The organism is Bradyrhizobium diazoefficiens (assembly GCF_016616235.1).
Taxonomy (GTDB): Bacteria; Pseudomonadota; Alphaproteobacteria; order Rhizobiales; family Xanthobacteraceae; genus Bradyrhizobium; species Bradyrhizobium diazoefficiens_H.
Genome location: NZ_CP067100.1, coordinates 6,131,492 through 6,149,399 on the forward strand (window position 1 = coordinate 6,131,492; position 17,908 = coordinate 6,149,399).

14 protein-coding genes and 1 pseudogene are annotated in these 17,908 nt (G+C 66.3%); 7 read left to right on the forward strand and 8 right to left on the reverse strand.

What is annotated here, in order from left to right; all coding sequences use genetic code 11:
* Nucleotides 1-16 precede the first annotated feature (16 nt).
* Complete coding sequence (locus JJB99_RS29180; RefSeq protein WP_200495689.1) at nucleotides 17-583, forward strand: hypothetical protein; 567 nt, start codon at nucleotides 17-19, stop codon at nucleotides 581-583.
* 168 nt (nucleotides 584-751) lie between these two features.
* Here the strand turns inward: JJB99_RS29180 and JJB99_RS29185 are convergent.
* From JJB99_RS29185 to JJB99_RS29205, 5 genes and pseudogenes are all read right to left on the reverse strand, one after another.
* Nucleotides 752-1,523 (reverse strand): annotated as a pseudogene (locus JJB99_RS29185) (sulfite exporter TauE/SafE family protein).
* Entirely contained in the window at nucleotides 1,520-2,776 is a 1,257-nt protein-coding gene (locus tag JJB99_RS29190) for a CCA tRNA nucleotidyltransferase (RefSeq protein WP_200495690.1), read from the reverse strand. Before JJB99_RS29190 ends, JJB99_RS29185 begins: the two are co-directional and overlap by 4 nt.
* 10 nt (nucleotides 2,777-2,786) lie before the next feature.
* Entirely contained in the window at nucleotides 2,787-3,050 is a 264-nt protein-coding gene (locus JJB99_RS29195) for a DUF6111 family protein (RefSeq protein ID WP_200495691.1), read from the reverse strand.
* Complete coding sequence (locus JJB99_RS29200; protein ID WP_200495692.1) at nucleotides 3,047-3,718, reverse strand: CoA pyrophosphatase; 672 nt, start codon at nucleotides 3,716-3,718, stop codon at nucleotides 3,047-3,049. Before JJB99_RS29200 ends, JJB99_RS29195 begins: the two co-directional genes overlap by 4 nt.
* Nucleotides 3,715-4,326 carry a DUF1285 domain-containing protein gene (locus JJB99_RS29205; protein WP_200495693.1) on the reverse strand — a complete coding sequence of 204 codons (612 nt, stop codon included), beginning with the start codon at nucleotides 4,324-4,326 and terminating at the stop codon, nucleotides 3,715-3,717. Before JJB99_RS29205 ends, JJB99_RS29200 begins: the two co-directional genes overlap by 4 nt.
* A gap of 301 nt (nucleotides 4,327-4,627) precedes the next feature.
* Between JJB99_RS29205 and JJB99_RS29210 the strand changes: the two genes are divergently transcribed.
* From JJB99_RS29210 to JJB99_RS29235, 6 genes are all read left to right on the forward strand, one after another.
* Nucleotides 4,628-5,626, forward strand: coding sequence for an AAA family ATPase (locus JJB99_RS29210; protein ID WP_200495694.1), 999 nt, complete (start codon nucleotides 4,628-4,630; stop codon nucleotides 5,624-5,626).
* On the forward strand, nucleotides 5,626-6,570 hold the full coding sequence (locus tag JJB99_RS29215; RefSeq protein ID WP_200495695.1) for a DUF58 domain-containing protein: 945 nt from the start codon (nucleotides 5,626-5,628) through the stop codon (nucleotides 6,568-6,570). Before JJB99_RS29210 ends, JJB99_RS29215 begins: the two co-directional genes overlap by 1 nt.
* On the forward strand, nucleotides 6,567-9,380 hold the full coding sequence (locus tag JJB99_RS29220; RefSeq protein WP_200495696.1) for a DUF4159 domain-containing protein: 2,814 nt from the start codon (nucleotides 6,567-6,569) through the stop codon (nucleotides 9,378-9,380). The genes JJB99_RS29215 and JJB99_RS29220 overlap by 4 nt, the downstream gene beginning before the upstream one ends.
* Nucleotides 9,381-9,474: 94 nt before the next feature.
* Nucleotides 9,475-11,538 (forward strand): hypothetical protein, encoded by a 2,064-nt coding sequence (locus JJB99_RS29225; RefSeq protein ID WP_200495697.1) that lies wholly within the window; start codon nucleotides 9,475-9,477, stop codon nucleotides 11,536-11,538.
* A 403-nt stretch (nucleotides 11,539-11,941) separates the two neighbouring features.
* Complete coding sequence (locus JJB99_RS29230) at nucleotides 11,942-12,346, forward strand: DUF2946 domain-containing protein (protein WP_200495698.1); 405 nt, start codon at nucleotides 11,942-11,944, stop codon at nucleotides 12,344-12,346.
* Nucleotides 12,347-12,491: 145 nt separating this feature from the next.
* Entirely contained in the window at nucleotides 12,492-14,852 is a 2,361-nt protein-coding gene (locus JJB99_RS29235; RefSeq protein ID WP_200495699.1) for a TonB-dependent receptor, read from the forward strand.
* Nucleotides 14,853-14,949: 97 nt separating this feature from the next.
* Here JJB99_RS29235 and JJB99_RS29240 read toward each other — a convergent pair whose 3' ends face one another.
* From JJB99_RS29240 to JJB99_RS29250, 3 genes are read right to left on the reverse strand one after another with little or no spacing between them, the layout of a single operon-like run.
* Nucleotides 14,950-15,480, reverse strand: a complete 531-nt coding sequence (locus JJB99_RS29240; RefSeq protein ID WP_200495700.1) for a GNAT family N-acetyltransferase — start codon at nucleotides 15,478-15,480, stop codon at nucleotides 14,950-14,952.
* A gap of 56 nt (nucleotides 15,481-15,536) precedes the next feature.
* Complete coding sequence (locus JJB99_RS29245; RefSeq protein WP_200495701.1) at nucleotides 15,537-16,661, reverse strand: hypothetical protein; 1,125 nt, start codon at nucleotides 16,659-16,661, stop codon at nucleotides 15,537-15,539.
* Between the two features lie 31 nt (nucleotides 16,662-16,692).
* Nucleotides 16,693-17,889 (reverse strand): glycosyltransferase family 2 protein, encoded by a 1,197-nt coding sequence (locus JJB99_RS29250; RefSeq protein ID WP_200495702.1) that lies wholly within the window; start codon nucleotides 17,887-17,889, stop codon nucleotides 16,693-16,695.
* Nucleotides 17,890-17,908: the final 19 nt, after the last annotated feature.

The window sequence follows — 17,908 nt, forward strand, 5'->3', positions numbered from 1 at the left end:
TGCCGCGGCAGCTTCCATGCGCCTGACAAGCAAATTCGTCGCGATCGGCGCAGCCATCATACTGCTTTGCGCAGCCGCTGCGGTCTGGATATTGCGAGCCGGCGGACCGGCGCGCGCAACGGCGGCATCCGGCGATATCCGCCCGGTGTGGACGGAAATCGAGTGGCCTTTTGGCGCAGATCCCTGGGGCAAAGGAAAGGCATTCCGCTGCAAGGCGGACGATTGCGGCGGCGAGGTCCAGCTCTACGTTCGCGCCAAGCTCGGCTTTTGCAATTGCACCACCGGGGTCGCCGATGACGGCGACCTCGAGCAAATGGGCGACCTCGCGCTGATTGGCAAGGCAACGCCGATCGGTGCCGGCCGGGAGATCGTCGTCGGTCCGATGCGCGGCCGCAGCCGGGCCTACCGCGTCGAGGGACATCACAACGCCGCGCTCTCACTCGCCTTCAACCAGCGCTGCGACATGGTGGCCGCAACGGCTTCGATTGGACCGGGCGCGCCCGCGTCACTGGAATCGGAGGTGCTGGCGTTCCTCAATAGCGATCGCATGTTGAAATGGGCCGAGATCGCGCTTGGGTTATGATTCAAAGCAACTCGGCTCCCGTCGTCGAACCACGGTGCCAATCCAGCACTGTCGCCGCAATTCCCCCTTGGAGAGATTTTCAGAAGATTTGTGCAGCTTTCTCTCTTTTCGGTCGAAGCCGCCATTGAGCTGAGGGATCGGCGCGAGTGCCGATTGGACCAGATTCACCTATCCGATCAGCTGCCTCGCCGCCGCCGAAATCATCACCAGCCCGCCGGTGATCACCGCGACATCCAGGATCGCGGTGTGGATGTGCACCGGCATCCGCTCGACGAACGCTTTTGCCAGGAACGCGCCGGGGATCGCGATGCCGCCGATCAGGAGCGCAAAGGCGAGCACCTGCGCCGTCACCGCCCCCGGCAAGGCCGAACACGGCGATCTTGATAAGGCCGGTGCCGAGCGAGATCATCGCGTCGGTCGCGATCACGGCGGCGCCCTCGAGGCCGGCCGCCATCAGCAGCGAAAGCAAAATCACGCCGGAGCCCGACGTGCCGCCGACCAGCACGCCATAGCCGACGGAGCCCGCGGCAAGACCGGTGTCGCCGATCCTGACCTCGCGGCGGCGGAGCACGCGGCGCAGCGGCACGCTCAGGATCAGCATGGCGCCGATCACGATGGCCGCGCCCGCATTGGTGAGGCGCGTGTAGCCGTAGGCGCCGAGCCCAGTCGTCAGCGCCGCGCAGGCGAGCACGATCAGGGCACGGCGCCGGTCGGCATAACGAAGATAGGCGAATGCACGGCTCGCATTGGTCAGCATCGCGGAGATCGCGATGATCGGCACCACCGGCTCGGCGCCGACCAGCGGCACCAGCACCAAGGGCATCAGGGCGCCGGTACCATAGCCGGCGAGACCGCCGATGATCGAAGCAAACAACGCCATCGTTGCGACCAGCAAAAGCTGAAAGAGCGAGATATCGGCGAAACCTGAAACGATGGTCAATTTGTCTGATCGCGGCTGATGCGTGCCGCCGCTTGATCGGCGATGGAGGCGAGCGCGGCTTCGTCGAGCGGAAAATCCGCCGCAAGCCAGGCGTCCTCGGCGAGCGTCAACACATGTCCGAGCGCAGGTCCTTCCGCCATGCCGCGTGCGATGAAGTCGGCGGCACGCAGCGGAAATTTCGGGGCGGTCCAGCGCTGCGGCAGCTCGGCGAGTGCGCGCCAGCGTGAGGAGCCGACATCACCGCTGGATCGCGCCCAGGCCAGCAACACGCGATCGTGGTAGCGCTCCGCGCCGAGCCGGTAGAGCAGCCGCCGCGCGCTGGCCTCGTCCTTGGTCGCAAGGCGCCACCAGCGATGCCCCATGGAGTCCAGCGCCTTGGCCTCAATGTTGGAGAGCCGCAGGCGCGTGGCGACGCGCTTGGCGTCTTCAGTGACGGCGACCGTCAGCGCGGCCAAACGCCGCGTGCTGCTTGGGGGCAGGCCAAGCTCGCGCTCGATCGCGATCATCGCCGTGAGCGGACCGCTATAGACGACGCCGCCGCTCAGCGCCTGCAGCAAGCCAGCATCCGCCATCGCCAGCGCCGCGGCGGATGCGCCTGATGCCACCAGCAGCTTCAGCATCTCCATGCGCACCCGCTCGGCCGAGAGGTGAGCCAGGCCGGCGCGGCCGCGGATGCAGGCGAGCGTGCCGTCGCGGTCGGGCTCGCCGGCACCGAAGGCGGCGTGAATGCGGAAGAAGCGCAGGATGCGCAGATAATCCTCGGCGATGCGCTGGTCGGGATCGCCGATGAAGCGCACGCGCCGCGCTTTCGCATCGGCAATGCCGCCGACATGGTCGTACACGACACCTCGCGCATCGACCGACAGCCCATTCATGGTGAAGTCGCGCCGCTCGGCGTCCTTGACCCAGTCGCGGCCGAACGCGACCTTGGCCTTGCGGCCGAAGGTCTCGGTGTCCTCGCGCAGCGTCGTGACCTCATAGGGCTTGCTGTCGATGACGAGGGTGACGGTGCCGTGGTCGACGCCGGTCGGTACGCTCTTGATGCCCGCCGCCCTGGCGCGGCGCATCACCTCCTCAGGCCGCGCCGTGGTCGCGATGTCGATGTCGCCGGGCTGAAGACCGAGCAGCGCGTTGCGCACGGCGCCGCCGACCACCCGTGCCTCCTCGCCATCGGCGTTGAGCAGCTCGAGGACGCGCGCGGTGCCGCCTGAAGTCAGCCAGGGCGCTTGCGCAAGTAACGGCTCCGCGCTCATCGGCCTGCCCCTATTTTTCCACGCCCGGCACGAGCCGGCCGTTCTCGATATGGGCGGGAGTGTAAGTCGAATCCGGCGCGGCGCCGGAGAATTGCGCCAGCCCAATCAGCCCCGCGATCACCAGCACCAGCGCCGACAGGACGAGGCGCGCAACGATGGCAACCGGCCAGGACGAGCGCGCAAACAAGCCTGAGCGGGTTGCGGCCAGGAACAGCGCATAGACGGCAAAGGGGATGAGGAAGATGCCGATCTCGGTCAGGACCGGCCGGATCATGACGCATAGATCCGCTCATAAAGCACACGCAGCATTCCGGCCGTCGCCCCCCAGATGTAGCGCTCCGCAAACGGCATGGCGTAGTAGAACCGCTCCATGCCGCGGAATTCCTTGCTGTGCACCTGGTGGTTGGCCGGATTCATCAGGAAGGACAGCGGCACCTCGAAGGCGTCATCAACTTCGGAATGGTTGATGGTGAGCGCAAAGCCGGGCCGGACCTTCGCGACCGTCGGCAGGATGCGGAAGCCGAAGGCGGTGCCGTAGAGATCGAGATAGCCGATCGGCTCGACGAAGTCCCTGGACAGGCCAACCTCCTCCTCGGCTTCGCGCAGTGCCGCGTCGAGCGGCGAGGAGTCGGTCGCGTCGATCTTGCCGCCGGGGAAAGCGATCTGGCCGGCGTGATCGTTGAGATGCGCCGAGCGCTGCGTCAGCAAGATCGTCGGCTCGGGACGGTCGACCACGGCGATCAGCACCGCCGCGGGCCGAACCGGCTGCTCGCGCGCGACGATCTCCAGCATCTTGTCGGTGCCGGGATCGCCGGAGGCGGGAATGATGTTGGGATCATAGAGGCCGGGCGGCACGTCGAAGCCGAGCCGCGCCCTGGAGCGGGTGAAGAAATCCGCAGCGCCGATCGCGACGGGCTCGTTTCTCAGGATAGGCTTGTTCAAAGCGCGGCCCTCACCTGCTCCGCGTCGGCCATGGCGAAGAATTCGCCTGATGATTCGACGCCGAACATCGGCTGGCCATCGACCATCCGCTCCTCGCCCATGTCAACCAGATCGTAGTAGAGCGCGCGGGTGACCTTGGCCCAGAGATCAGCGCGGACGTGCAGATACGGCGTCAGCCCGCCATCCTGCGCCTGCTCGAAGCGCAGCCGGTGCGCGGCGTCGCAAATGACCCAGTCGTCGACGTTGGTGCGGAAGCTCAGCACGCGATGGTTGTCCTCGCTGTCCTCACGCATCTCGACCGCCATGAACGGCGCATCGTCGACGCGAATGCCGACCTTCTCCACCGGCGTGACGAGGAAATGCTTGTCGCCTTCGCGCTTGAGGATGGTCGAGAACAGGCGGACCAGCGCGTGACGGCCGATTGGCGTCCCCATGTAGAACCAAGTGCCATCACCGGCGATTCGGATGTCGAGATCGCCGCAAAACGGCGGATTCCACAGATGCACCGGAGGCAGGCCCTTTTTGGCGCCCTCGGCACTGGCAGCACTTTTGGCGGCGGCAGTCAGCCCCTCAAGTCCGCGATCGGCACTCTGCCCTTGGTTCGCCATGGTTTGCCCTGACTTTGTCATTTGGCACGATATCAATTGGCACGATTGGTGCAGGTCTACGTTGTAAGTTGGCGCTCGGTTCCACTCCGGACAACTCGGGTGTGGAGGTCGCCACTTCGTGATGCCGTACATAACCCGAAGCCGATAAGGTGGGGATAGGTTAATTCAACGAATACATGGTCTTCCTGCTGGCCTTCCTGCAAGCCTAGCATAGGGCCCATGAGCTGACGTCCGATGATCCAGCCGATGTGCTGAAGTGACGACGCAAGCAAGCCGCATGGCAGGCTGAAGGAGCGAGCGAATGGCGGAGAGTGTCGAGAAACTCGAGGACGGGATCGTCCGTTCGGCCGAGCAGGTGTCGAGCCAGATTCGCGCGGCGAAAGAGGCGATCGGCTCCGTCATCTTCGGCCAGGACCGCGTGATCGAGAACACGCTGGTGACGATCCTCTCCGGCGGCCACGCGCTCCTGATCGGCGTGCCGGGCCTTGCCAAGACCAAGCTGGTCGAGACGCTCGGCGTCACGCTCGGCTTGGATGCCAAGCGCATCCAGTTCACACCAGATCTGATGCCGTCGGACATTCTCGGCGCCGAGGTGCTGGACGAGAGCACCGCCGGCAAGCGCGCCTTCCGCTTCATTGCAGGTCCGGTGTTCGCGCAGCTGCTGATGGCCGACGAGATCAACCGCGCCAGCCCGCGCACGCAATCGGCGCTGCTGCAGGCGATGCAGGAGCAGCACATCACGGTTGCGGGTGCCCGTCACGATCTGCCGAAACCGTTCCACGTGCTCGCGACGCAAAATCCACTTGAGCAGGAAGGCACCTATCCGCTCCCCGAGGCGCAGCTCGACCGCTTCCTGATGGAGATCGACGTCGACTATCCCGATCGCGACGCCGAGCGCCGCATCCTGTTCGAGACCACCGGCGCGGAAGAGACGCTGGCGAAGGGATCGATGAACGCAGATGCGCTGATCACCGCGCAGCGGCTGGTGCGCCGCCTGCCGGTCGGCGATTCCGTTGTTGAAGCCATCCTGTCGCTGGTGCGCTCGGCCCGTCCGGGCGAGGGGAGCAGCGAAGCCGGCAAGTTCATCGCCTGGGGCCCCGGCCCGCGCGCCAGCCAATCGCTGATGTTAGCTGTGCGCGCACGCGCGCTGATCGACGGCCGTCTTGCGCCCTCGATCGACGACGTGCTCGACCTCGCCGAGCCCGTGCTCAAGCACCGCATGGCCTTGACGTTCCAGGCGCGCGCCGAAGGCCGCACCATTCCGGACGTGATCAAACAACTGAAAACACGGATCGGTTGATGGCCGCGGAGACCGGGCACACAGCAAAGGAGATCATCGCGATCCGACGTGCCGATGGCGAAAGCCGTACGCTCGCCGCGTCGCTGCCGCGCCTGGTGCTGGAAGCACGCCGTATCGCCGCCAACGTGATCCACGGTCTGCACGGACGGCGCCGCGCCGGCTCCGGCGAGAATTTCTGGCAGTACCGCCGCTTCGTCTCCGGCGAGCCGGCGCAGAACGTCGACTGGCGCCGCTCGGCGCGGGACGACCATCTCTATGTCCGCGAGCTCGAATGGGAAGCCTCGCACACGATCTGGATCTGGCCCGACCGCTCGCCGTCGATGGCGTTCGCCTCGAAGACCGCGCGCGAGTCCAAGCTCGAGCGCACGCTGATCGTCGCCTTCGCGCTGGCCGAGTTGCTGGTCGCGGGCGGCGAGCGCGTCGGCATTCCCGGGCTGATGGCGCCGACCGCGAGCAGGAGCGTCATCGACAAGATGGCGCAGGCGATGCTGCATGACGGCGGCGACCGCCTGAGTTTGCCGCCGTCCTTCGTCCCTTCCGCGCTCGCCGAGACGATCGTGCTGTCGGATTTCTGGTCGCCGATCTCGGAGATCAGGACGACGCTCGCGGGCCTGTCCGGCTCCGGCGCGCATGGCACGCTGGTGCAGGTCGTCGATCCCGCCGAGGAGACGTTCCCCTATTCAGGACGCGTCGAGTTCGTCGAGCCCGAAGGCTTCGGCATGATCACCGCCGGCCGGGCCGAAAGCTGGACACAGGATTACACCGCGCGGCTCGCGCTGCACCGCGACCAGATCCGCGCCGAGACCAGCAAGCTCGACTGGCTGTTCACGACCCATGCGACCGACCGCTCCGCGGCCGAACTGCTGCTGTTCCTGCATGCCGGCATGCAGGTGAGCAAGTCCGGCGCCCGCACCACGACGATCAAGGCGGGGCCGGCCGCATGATGGGATTGCCGCTCGCCTTCACCGAACCGCTGCTCCTGATCGGCCTGATCAGCCTGCCGGTGCTGTGGTGGCTCTTGCGCGTGATGCCGCCGCGGCCGCGCCGGATCGAGTTTCCGCCGACGCGCCTGTTGTTCGACATCGCGCCGCGGGAGGAGACGCCGTCGCGGACGCCGTGGTGGCTGACCGCGCTGCGCCTGCTCGCTGCGGCGCTCGTGATTTTCGCTGCCGCCGGCCCGATCTGGAATCCGCAGACCGGGCTTGCCGGCAGCAAGGCGCCGCTGATGATCATGTTCGACGACGGCTGGAGCGCGGCGTCGAACTGGGACATCCGGATCAGGGCCGCCGACGAGCTGATCGCCAATGCCGAGAACGACCGCCGCGCCATCGCGCTGGTGCCGCTGTCCGAGCCGACCCGCGACATCACCCTGATGCCGGCGGGCGCGGCGCGCGTCGCGCTGCGGCAGCTCGCGCCAAAACCCTATTCGATCGACCGCGTTGAAACCCTTGTCGCCATCGACCGTTTCCTGAAGGCGACCGGCGACTGCGAGATTGCCTGGCTGTCAGACGGCGTTGACACCGGTCGCGGCGAAGAATTCGTGGCTGGTCTCGGCAAGACCATCGGCGACCGCAGCCTGACCATCTTCGAAGGCGGCACCTCCGCGCCGCTGGCGCTCGTCGCGGCCGAGAACGCCGCCGCGAAGATGACGGTGAAGGTGCTGCGCACCGACAGCGGCATCGCGGCCGGCACCGTGCGTGCGCTGGACCAGAAGGCCTCGCCGATCGGCGAAGCGCGCTTCTCCTTCGGTCCGCAGGACAAGGAGACCGACGCCGCGTTCGACCTGCCGGTCGAGCTGCGCAACGACATCACGCGGCTGGAGATCTCGGGCGAGCGCTCCGCCGGCGCGGTGCAGCTGCTCGACAAGCGTTGGCGCCGTCGCGCCATCGGCATCGTCTCGGGCGCGACCAGCGAGACCGCACAGCCGCTGCTGGCGCCGACCTTCTATCTCACCCGCGCGCTGGCGCCATTCGCCGATGTGCGGCTGGCCGACAAGGGCTCGCCGCAGCAGGGCATCACGCAGTTTCTCGACCAGAAGCTGCCGATGATCATTTTGGCCGATGTCGGCACCATCGCGCCTGACATCCGCGAGCGCCTCAATGCCTGGATCGACCAGGGTGGCGTGCTGGTGCGGTTCGCCGGCCCCCGCCTGGCGCAGGCCGAGGACGATCTCGTGCCGGTCAAGCTGCGCAAGGGCGGCCGCACGCTCGGCGGCAGCCTGACCTGGGAGAAGCCGCAGCATCTTGCTTCCTTTGCGGCCGACGGCCCGTTCGCAGGCGTCGCGGTCCCCAAGGATGTCACCGTGAGCCGGCAGGTGCTGGCCGAGCCCGACGCGGTGCTCGCCACCAAGAGCTGGGCGTCGCTGGAAGACGGCACGCCGCTGGTCACCGGCGAGCATCGCGGCAAGGGCCTCGTCAGCCTGTTCCACGTCAGCGCCGACATGCGCTGGTCGGATCTGCCGATGTCAGGCACCTTCGTCGAAATGCTGCGGCGGGTCGTCGACATGTCCGGCTACACCGCCAAGCCCGGCGCCGGGGTTGCCGCCGAGGCCACCACCGAGACGGTGGCGCCGCTGCACATCCTCGACGGCTTCGGCGCGTTCGGCCCGCCGCCTGCGACCGCAAAGCCGCTGCCTGCGGATTACCGCGACCGCGCCACGCCCGATCATCCGCCCGGCTTCTACGGTCCGGCAGAAGGACCGCTCGCCGTGAACACGCTTGCCAGCGCCGACCGCATCGCAGCCCTGAACACCGCGAGCCTGCGCGCCCGGCATGCCACCTACACCAATGCCGAGCCGCGCGACCTGCGCGGCTGGCTGCTGTCGACGGCGCTCGCGCTGTTCCTGATCGACGCCGTCATCGTCGCCGTGCTCGGCGGCGGCATCGCCGCGCTGCTGCGCCGCCGCGCCGCGCCGGCGATGATCGTGCTCGGGCTGATGCTGCTAGGCGCCGCGGGCCTCGTCCCCACGCCGTCGCGCGCCGACAGCGCCGCGGACGATTTCGCGATGAAGGCGACCTCGCAGACCCGTCTCGCCTATGTCGTCACCGGCAATGCCGACGTCGATTCCATCGTCAAGGCGGGCATGAACGGCCTGACGCTGTTCCTGGCGCAGCGCACGGCGCTGGAGGCCGGCGATCCCGTCGGCATCGATCCGGCGCGCGACGAGCTCGCCTTCTTCCCGCTGATCTACTGGCCGATCGTGCCCGGCGCGCCCAAGCCGCCTCAGGACGCCATCAACAGGATCGACGCCTACATGAAGCAGGGCGGCACCGTGCTGTTCGACACCCGCGACGCCATCGAGGCGCCGCCCGGCGACAACGGCGCGGCGCAGACCCCGGCCATGCAGACGCTGCGCGACATCCTGTCCTCGCTCGATGTCCCCGAGCTCGAACCGGTGCCGCGCGAGCACGTGCTGACCAAGACCTTCTATCTGCTGCGCGACTTCCCCGGCCGCTTCAACACCGGCCAGACCTGGGTCGAGACCTTGCCGCGCGAAGAGGACGAGGACAGCGCGCAGCGGCCGGCGCGCGGCGGCGATGGCGTCTCGCCGATCATCATCACCTCGAACGATCTCGCCGGCGCCTGGGCGGTGCGGCCCGACGGCCAGGCCATGCTGCCCGTGACCGGCGGCGACCCCCGCCAGCGCGAATTCGCCTACCGCGCCGGCGCCAATATCGTGATGTACACCCTGACCGGCAACTACAAGGCCGACCAGGTGCACGCACCGGCCCTGATCGAACGGTTGGGGCAATGAGCATGATCCGGAAAAGTGGAAGCCGGTTTTCCCTCGCGACAAACGCGGAACGCGTTTGCGCGGAGATCATGCTCAAACTGAATAGAAGATCGATATGAATTACGGCATCGCCTTCACGCCGCTGGTACCTGCGCTCGTGCTGTGGCTCGCGCTTGCGGCGATCGTCGTCATCGCGATCGTGCTGCTGCTGGCGCGCGCGCGGGGCGCAGCCGTGCGCGTGGCGGCGCTGGCGCTGTTCCTGCTGGCGCTTGCCAATCCCTCCTTCACCCGGGAGGACCGCGATCCCCTCACCTCCGTCGCCGCCGTCGTGGTCGACAAGAGCCCGAGCCAGAATTTCGGTAACCGCACCCGCGAGGCAGCCCAGGCGCAGGAAGCGCTGGTCGACAGCCTGAAGAAGATCAAGGGCCTGGAAGTCCGTGTCGTCGACGCCGGACAGGCCGACGGCGAGACCGACGGCACGCGGCTGTTCGGCGCCCTCGCCTCGGCCCTGGCGGACGTGCCGGTCGACCGCGTCGCCGGCGCGTTCATGATCACCGACGGCCGCGTCCACGACATTCCCGCGAACGCCACAGCGCTCGGCTTCCAGGCGCCGGTGCACGCGCTGATCACCGGGCAGAAGGACGAGCGCGACCGCCGCATCGCGATCACGGCGGCGCCGCGCTTCGGCATCGTCGGCCAGACCCAGACCATCACCTACCGCCTCGACGACCAGGGCGTCTCCGGCGAGCGCGCCAAGGTCACGGTCCGCCGCGACGGCGAGACCATCAACGAGCGCACCCTCTCGAGCGGTCAGACCGCGAGCGTCGATGTCGACATCAAGCATGCCGGCCCGAACATCGTCGAGATCGAGGCTTCCCCGCTCGAACGCGAGCTGACGCCGGTGAACAACCGCGCCGTCGTCGCCATCGACGGCGTCCGCGACAAGCTGCGCGTCCTGCTGGTCTCGGGCGAGCCGCATTCGGGCGAGCGCACCTGGCGCAATCTGCTCAAGTCCGACGCGAGCGTCGATCTCGTGCATTTCACTATCCTGCGGCCGCCGGAGAAGCAGGACGGCACGCCGATCAACGAATTGTCGCTGATCGCGTTTCCGACCCGCGAGCTGTTCCAGCAGAAGATCAACGAATTCCAGCTGATCATCTTCGACCGCTATGCCCGCCAGGGCGTGCTGCCGATCGCCTATTTCGACAACATCGCGCGGTATGTGCGCGCGGGCGGCGCGGTGCTGGTCTCGGCCGGTCCCGACTATGCGTCCAACACCAGCATCTGGCGCACGCCGCTGGACTCGGTGCTGCCGGCAGAGCCGGTCGGCGTGACCGAAAAGCCATTCTATGCGCACCTGTCCGACCTGGGCAAACGCCATCCCGTCACGCGCGGGCTGGAAGGCTCCGCCAGCGAGCCGCCGCATTGGAGCCGCTTCTTCCGCACCGTCGACACCCGCAATGCCGTCAACCCGCCTGTCATGACCGGCGTCGACGGCAAGCCGCTGCTGTTCCTGTCACGCTTCGGCGAGGGCCGCGTCGCGCTGCTGCTCTCCGACCACATCTGGCTGTGGGCGCGCGGCTATGAGGGCGGCGGCCCGCATCTCGATCTGCTCAGGCGGATGTCGCACTGGCTGATGAAGCAGCCGGATCTCGACGAGGAGGCGCTGCGCCTCCAGGTGCAGGGCAAGGATCTCATCGTGGTGCGCCAGACCATGGCCGACAGCGTTCCGCCTGTGAGCGTGACCTCGCCGTCGGGCGTGTCGCACGATCTGACGCTCGCCGCCGGCGATCCCGGCGAGTGGCGCGCCAGCCTGCCGGCCAACGAACTCGGCCTGTGGCAGGCGACCGACGGCACGCTGAAGGCGCTGATCAATGTCGGCCCGACCAATCCGAAGGAGTTTTCGGAAGTCACCTCGACCACCGAAACCCTGAAGCCGCTGACGCAGGCCACCGGCGGCGACGCCGTGCGCGTGGCGAGTGGCTCCAGCGTCGAGCTGCCGCGCATCGTGCCGTCGCGTTCGGCGAGCGTGTTCCACGGCGACGGCTGGATGGGCGTGCGGATGCGCGACGCCAGCGTCGTCAAGGGCGTCGGCGTGCTGCCGATCTTCGCCGGCCTGATCGGGCTATTGCTGCTGCTCGGCGCCTTTGCCGCGACCTGGGTCCGCGAGGGGCGGTGAATTCCTAGAGCTTGGTGAGATGAGCTCGCCCAGCGCCGCAACGGCGGTGCGTTCCCTCCCCCCTTGTGGGGGGAGGGCTAGGGAGAGGGGTGGCCCAGCAAGTGGTGCCGGTTATTGGCGATGCATCACACGTAGGTGCGCGACGGAAAGAACCCCCGTGTGGCACCCCCCTCCCTGCCCCTCCCCCACAAGGGGGGAGGGAACGGGGAGAGCAACGCTGTTGGCCCAACTCGAATCGACTTCAGCCCATAATGATCTAGTTGCCCGAACGACACATCGGGGCGGCTGCCTTCGCCCGCAGGGCCGTACGCCGTTGACATCCGTTCCCCGACCCTGCGATGTTACACTATAACATCGCGACCGCCCGCAATTGGCGCCTCGCGATGTGGGGTGGCGTTTCCAGATGAAGTGGTTCCGGTCGAATATCAGGCACGGCGCCCGGCTCGCGTTGTTCGCGATGCTGGTGCAGTTCGCGCTGACCTTCGGCCACAGCCACTGGTTCGCGCAGGCAACGCCGCTCGCGGCAGCCTCGCTCCAGCAGACGGATAGCAGCAACAGAAGCGCTTCGACCGACCGCGCGGCGGTCCAGAAGCAATCGCCAGCGAGCCCCCACAGAGAGCAGCCAGGCGAGGACAATTGCGCGATCTGCGCCGTCTTCGCGATGGCAGGCACCGTTCTGTTCGCGACGCCGCCTCTGTTGCAACTGCCGCAGGCCATCGAGCTGCTTTATCGCACCACCGATGCCGAGTTCATCCATTTGAAATCGGCTGGCACGGCGTTCCAGCCGCGCGCGCCTCCCGCATCCTGACTTCCAACGTCTGATCACGCCCGGGCGCGCCGCTTTCAGGCGAATGCCCGGGAGAAGTTGAAGTCGAATTCCGTCGCGCCGCGACGGCAGGCCGCCTCCGATCAACAGACAATCATCCGGACGGCGCCTGACTGGAATCAGGACCATGTCATTTCAACTGCGACGCGCGCAGCGCCTTAGCGGAGCGAGCTTGCTCCTGCTCGGCGCCGCCGCCACCTCGGCATTCGCTGAAGACAAGTCTTCGACCGAGATCCCGGCCGTCACCGTGACGGCCCCGAGCCCGATCGTGCGCAGGGCGGTGCCGACCCGCAGCCCGGTGCGGGTCGCGCGCACCGGGCGGTCGCGCAGCCACGTGCGGGCACCCGCCGCCGCACCCGCTCCGGCGGTGGCCGCGGCGCCCGTCCCCCAGCAAGGCGTGCTGCCTGTCGTGACCGACCAGTTCGCCACCGTCACCGTGGTGCCGAACGAGGAGATCCGCCGCGCCGGCGGCGGCCAGCTCGGCGATCTCCTGTTCTCCAAGCCGGGCATCACCGGCTCGAGCTTTGCGCCGGGCGCCTCCAGCCGGCCGATCATCCGGGGCCTCGACGTCAACCGCGTCGGAATCGTCGAGAACGGCACCAATGCCGGCGGCGCCTCCGACCTCGGCGAGGATCATTTCGTTCCCGTCGATCCGCTCGCGACCAACCAGGTCGAGGTGATCCGCGGACCTGCTGCGCTGCGCTACGGATCGCAGTCGATCGGCGGCGTCGTCGCCGCCACCAACAACCGGATTCCGGATGCGCTGCCTGCCTGCGCGCCGTCGTTCCAGACCTATGGCATGCCGACCAAGGCGCCGCTCGCGACCGCCGCGACGTCGCCTTGCGTCACCGCCGAGACGCGCACCTCGTTCGACTCGGTCAACCGCGGCGTCGAAGGCGGCATTCTGCTCGACGGCGGCAGCAACAATTTCGCCATCCACGCCGACGCCTACGGCCGCAACACCTCCGACTACTACATTCCGGGCTATCCCTATCGCTTCGACAACACGCGTCCTGTCGGCAGCCATCAGCCGAATTCGGCAACCCAATCGGACGGCGCCTCGATCGGCGGCTCGTACTTCTTCACAGGTGGCTACATCGGCGCGGCGATCACGCAGAACGATTCGCTCTACCACATCCCCGGCATCGACGGCGCCGATCACCACACCCGGATCGACGCCCATCAGACCAAGATCACGATGAAGGGCGAGTACCGGCCTGATGCGGCGGCGATCGACGCCGTCCGCTTCTGGGCGGGCGCGACCGATTACCGGCACAATGAGATCGGACTTGCCGATCCCGCCGACCCGACAACCGACGGCGTGCGGCAGACCTTTACGAACAAGGAGCAGGAAGTCCGCGTCGAAGTCCAGCTGATGCCGTTCAACGCGCGCTTTGCCGAAGTCACCACCGCGTTCGGCCTGCAGGCCGCGCATCAGGAATTGACCGCGCCGAGTCCTGACGATCCCGGCGCGCTCTTCAACGGCCTCTGGGACCCGAACCGGAACATGCGCGAAGCGGGTTATGTCTTCAATGAGCTGAAGTTCACCGACACGACCAAGGCGCAGATCGCCGGCCGCATCGAGCATGTCGATTTGAGCGGATCCACGCCGGATTTTCCGGCCGATTTCCTGCCCAATGGCGCCCCTCAGACCAGCGTCGGCCGCAATCTGAATTTCACGCCGAAGAGCGGCAGCGTCGGCCTGATCCAGAATCTGCCCTACGACCTCGTCGGCAGCCTCACGGCGCAGTATGTCGAGCGCGCACCGAAGCCGGCCGAGTTGTTCTCCCGCGGCGGGCACGATGCGACCGCCACTTTCGACATCGGCAACCCGAACCTGACGATCGAGACCGCCAAGACGGTCGAGGCCAGCCTGCGCCGCGCGACAGGGCCGCTTCGTTTCGAAGCGACCGCCTACTACACCCGCTTCGACAATTTCATCTACCGGCGGCTGACCGGCGTCATGTGCGACGGCGACTTTGCCTCCTGCGGAGCGCCCGGTGCCGAACTCAACCAGGCCGTCTATTCGCAGAAAAACGCGATCTTCCGCGGCGGCGAATTCCAGAGCCAGGTCGATGTCGGGCAGCTCTACGGCGGCATCTGGGGTTTTGAGGACCAGTTCGACATCGTTCGCGCCACCTTCACCGACGGGACCAACGTTCCCCGGATTCCGCCGGCGCGCATCGGTGCCGGCCTGTTCTGGCGCGACGCCAACTGGCTGACACGCATCAACCTGCTGCACGCCTTCCCGCAAGGCAACATCGCGGAAATCGCCGAGACCCCGACGCCCGGCTACAACCTGTTGAAGGCGGAGGTCACCTACAAGACCAAGCTCGACCCGAACATGTTCGGCGCGCGCGAAATGTATGCGGGTCTCGTCGGCAACAATCTTCTCAACGAGAAGATCCGCAATTCGGTGTCCTACACCAAGGACGAGGTGTTGATGCCCGGCATCGGCGTGCGGGCGTTCGCGAACTTCAAGTTCTAGCCGCGACTCTGTCGGGGGCTGCGGGCCCCGGCTTTCTCACCTTGAGCGCGCAAGCTGTGGCGAGCCGTAGCGCGGATGGAGCGAAGCGAAATCCGGGCTACGGGCCTGACCGCCGATTCCGCGCCTGGCTCCAGTCCGGGCTGACCTGCCCCGACACGCCTTCGAAGGCGCCGTCGACGAGCTCGAATACCAGGACGCGGGCCGGATCGACCGGGCCGGGCATGGTGACGCGGCCCTTGGGGACCGGCTTGAAACCGACGCGGCTGTAATAGGCCGCGTCACCGACCAGCAGCACGATGGCGTGGCCCTTCTCCCTGGCGTCGTTCAGCGCGCGCTCCATCAACTGACGGCCGATACTGCGGCCGCGGAACGGCGGCTCGACGGTGAGCGGCCCGAGCATCAGCGCCCTGGTCTCGCCGATCAGGATCGGCAACTGCCGGACCGAGCCGACCAGCAGCGTGCCGATGCGCGCGGTGAAGGAGACGTCGAGCAGATGGTCGACATGCTCGCGGATGCGATAGGCGCTGAGCACGAAGCGGCCGGGGCCGAAGGTGCGCTCGTGCAGCCGCTCGATCGCCTGGGCGTCGCCGGCAGCTTCGGGAAGGATGGAGAGCGAGAGATCGTTCATGTCAATACGCGGATAGCATCCGGGCGCGCCCAGGTCCATCGAACCATGCTGTCGGTTCACACATGTATCGCTTCTCCCAAGCGGGCCGGCTCCGCAGATTCGGCCGGCTGCATGATGAGTGCGAAGCACACGCTCCATACCGAGAGCATAGCGATCGGAACGACATAATAAGGCGTGAACGTAGGATGGCTAAGGAAGAAGATAAGGTTGACGAGAAGATTGCCACTCACGACGAGGGCGACCTGCCGTCCTCCGCCCTGGCCGGTCCGCAACAGCCAGGCGGTCGAGCCGACCGCGAGCAGGACCAGAACGAACTGCATGTCGTGAAGATACTGGTTCAGGATGTTGAGATCGATCGTGGGCGCGGTGGCATCGTCGGGACTGTAGGTCGTTGCAAACGGACTGCCGGCGTTGATCGCATTGGCGGCCAAGGTCGGAATCATCCCGACGACGAAGGCCAGGCCAAGAGCCAATCCTCGTACAAACGTCGCAGCCGTTCGCGAGCGGAGAAAGGAGAGGCCGAGAAAAAGGACATAGCCTGCCACCAAGAGCAGGTTCGGCAATCTGAGGTTGACGGAGAGTCCGAGCAGGAGGCCGATCAGCAGGACAAGCCAAACATTGTTCTTCGCCCTGATCAGCCAGACGGCGGTCAGACAGCCTACGAGAGGGCAGATCGCCATTGTCGGGGCAATGGAATAGCTGGCCTTGGCCGGGTTGATCATCATGTAGACCGCCAGCGCACCAAACACGCCCGCCCCCACGAGCGGCCATAGCGACCGCGCGAGGAAAATGGCGAGCAATGCGAAACCGCAGACGATCAGATTGACGCTGATGTAGAGCAGCACCACCTGACGGCCCTGTGGAAACAGCGCGAGCACGAGCCCCGTACCCGGCGGATATTGCATCACATATTTTCCGTTGGCCGCCGGAGGATGGCATGGTGCAGGGGCCCCCTCGGGGAAACCTATTTCCTTCAGCTTGCCTTGCAGGAAGTGATCTTCATCCCGCGAGACATCCGTATCCAATCCACCGATCCCATACAGCTGAAACAGGTGCGCCTGCCGCAAATAGCAGATGTCGTCCCACACGCCGCGGGCTTCAGTCCAATGCGACGTCGTACGAACGTTGCTGGCAAGGATCAGCAGACAGATCGCGCCGAACGCCAATTTGAGAAACTTCATCCCATCACCATGGCCGGAAGTACATCAGACGCTAATTGTGCTTGATCGACATCAGCCCGGCGAGAAAGCCGGTGAATACCAGCTGGGCCCCCACTGTGATCGCGGTCGTGGAAAGCGCCACGACACGGAGCAAGCTCGAGACGTCGAGCGGTCCAAAATTGGTTTCGCCCCATTTGACGATGGCCGTCATCAGGCCGGCGGCTCCCAGCACGAAGACGGCCATGCCTCCAAAAACGAAGAGCTCGAGGGTGCAGGCTTCGAGAATGCGGCCGTATCGCGGAGATGGCGGAAGAAGATTCAGATCCTCGGCGAAACCGCGGGCAATCGTCGCAAAGCAAATGCCCTGAATGCCCACGATGAGGCAGGTACATGCCACCAACATCGTTCGAATGTCGAAACCGATGCCACCGATCCTGATTGGCCCAAAAAACAAGAGACCGCTCAGCGCGATCCCGACCGCCACGAGCAGCGCGCCGGGGTAAAGGAACAGCCATCTCGGCGAATATAGCAGCAAAAACTTGAGGTGACGCCAGCCGTCGCGCCACGTCCTCAGGTGCGGAGGACGTGATCGGCCGTCCCTCGAGAGCGTGGTCGGCACTTCCGATATTTTCAACCCGACGAGCGTGGCGCGAACAACCATTTCGCTCGCAAACTCCATTCCGGTGGTCCGCAGGTCCAGTTTCGCAATTTGATCCCGCGAAAAGCCCCGCATGCCACAATGAAAATCGCGGAGAGATGTGCAGAAGAACAGACGGCCCAACCAGCTCAGGATGGGGTTTCCGAGATAGCGATGAAGAAAGGGCATCGCGCCGGATTCGATGCCTCCGCGAAACCTGTTTCCCATCACCAGGTCATCACCGGCCCGCAAGCGCTCCAGGAATGCATCGAGGCGTGCGAAATCATAACTGTCGTCAGCGTCACCCATGACGATATAGCGGCCGCGAGCCGCCGCGATACCGGCGCGGAGTGCTGACCCGTAGCCGCGCATGGGAACGTTGATGACACGAGCGCCCCCGGCCTCAGCGATATGCTGCGAATTATCGGTGCTGCCATTATCGGCAATCAAAACCTCGCCTGCGATCCGGCTCCGACCAAGAAACGCCTGCGCCTTGGCAACGCAGACGGCCAGCGTTTCAGCCTCATTGAGGCAAGGCATCAAGATCGTCAGTTCGAGCTCTGGCATGGTCGCCGACGGGGTGCCTCGAGTTGCAGGTTTGGTGAAATCCATCGATTCAACCAGTTTCGCT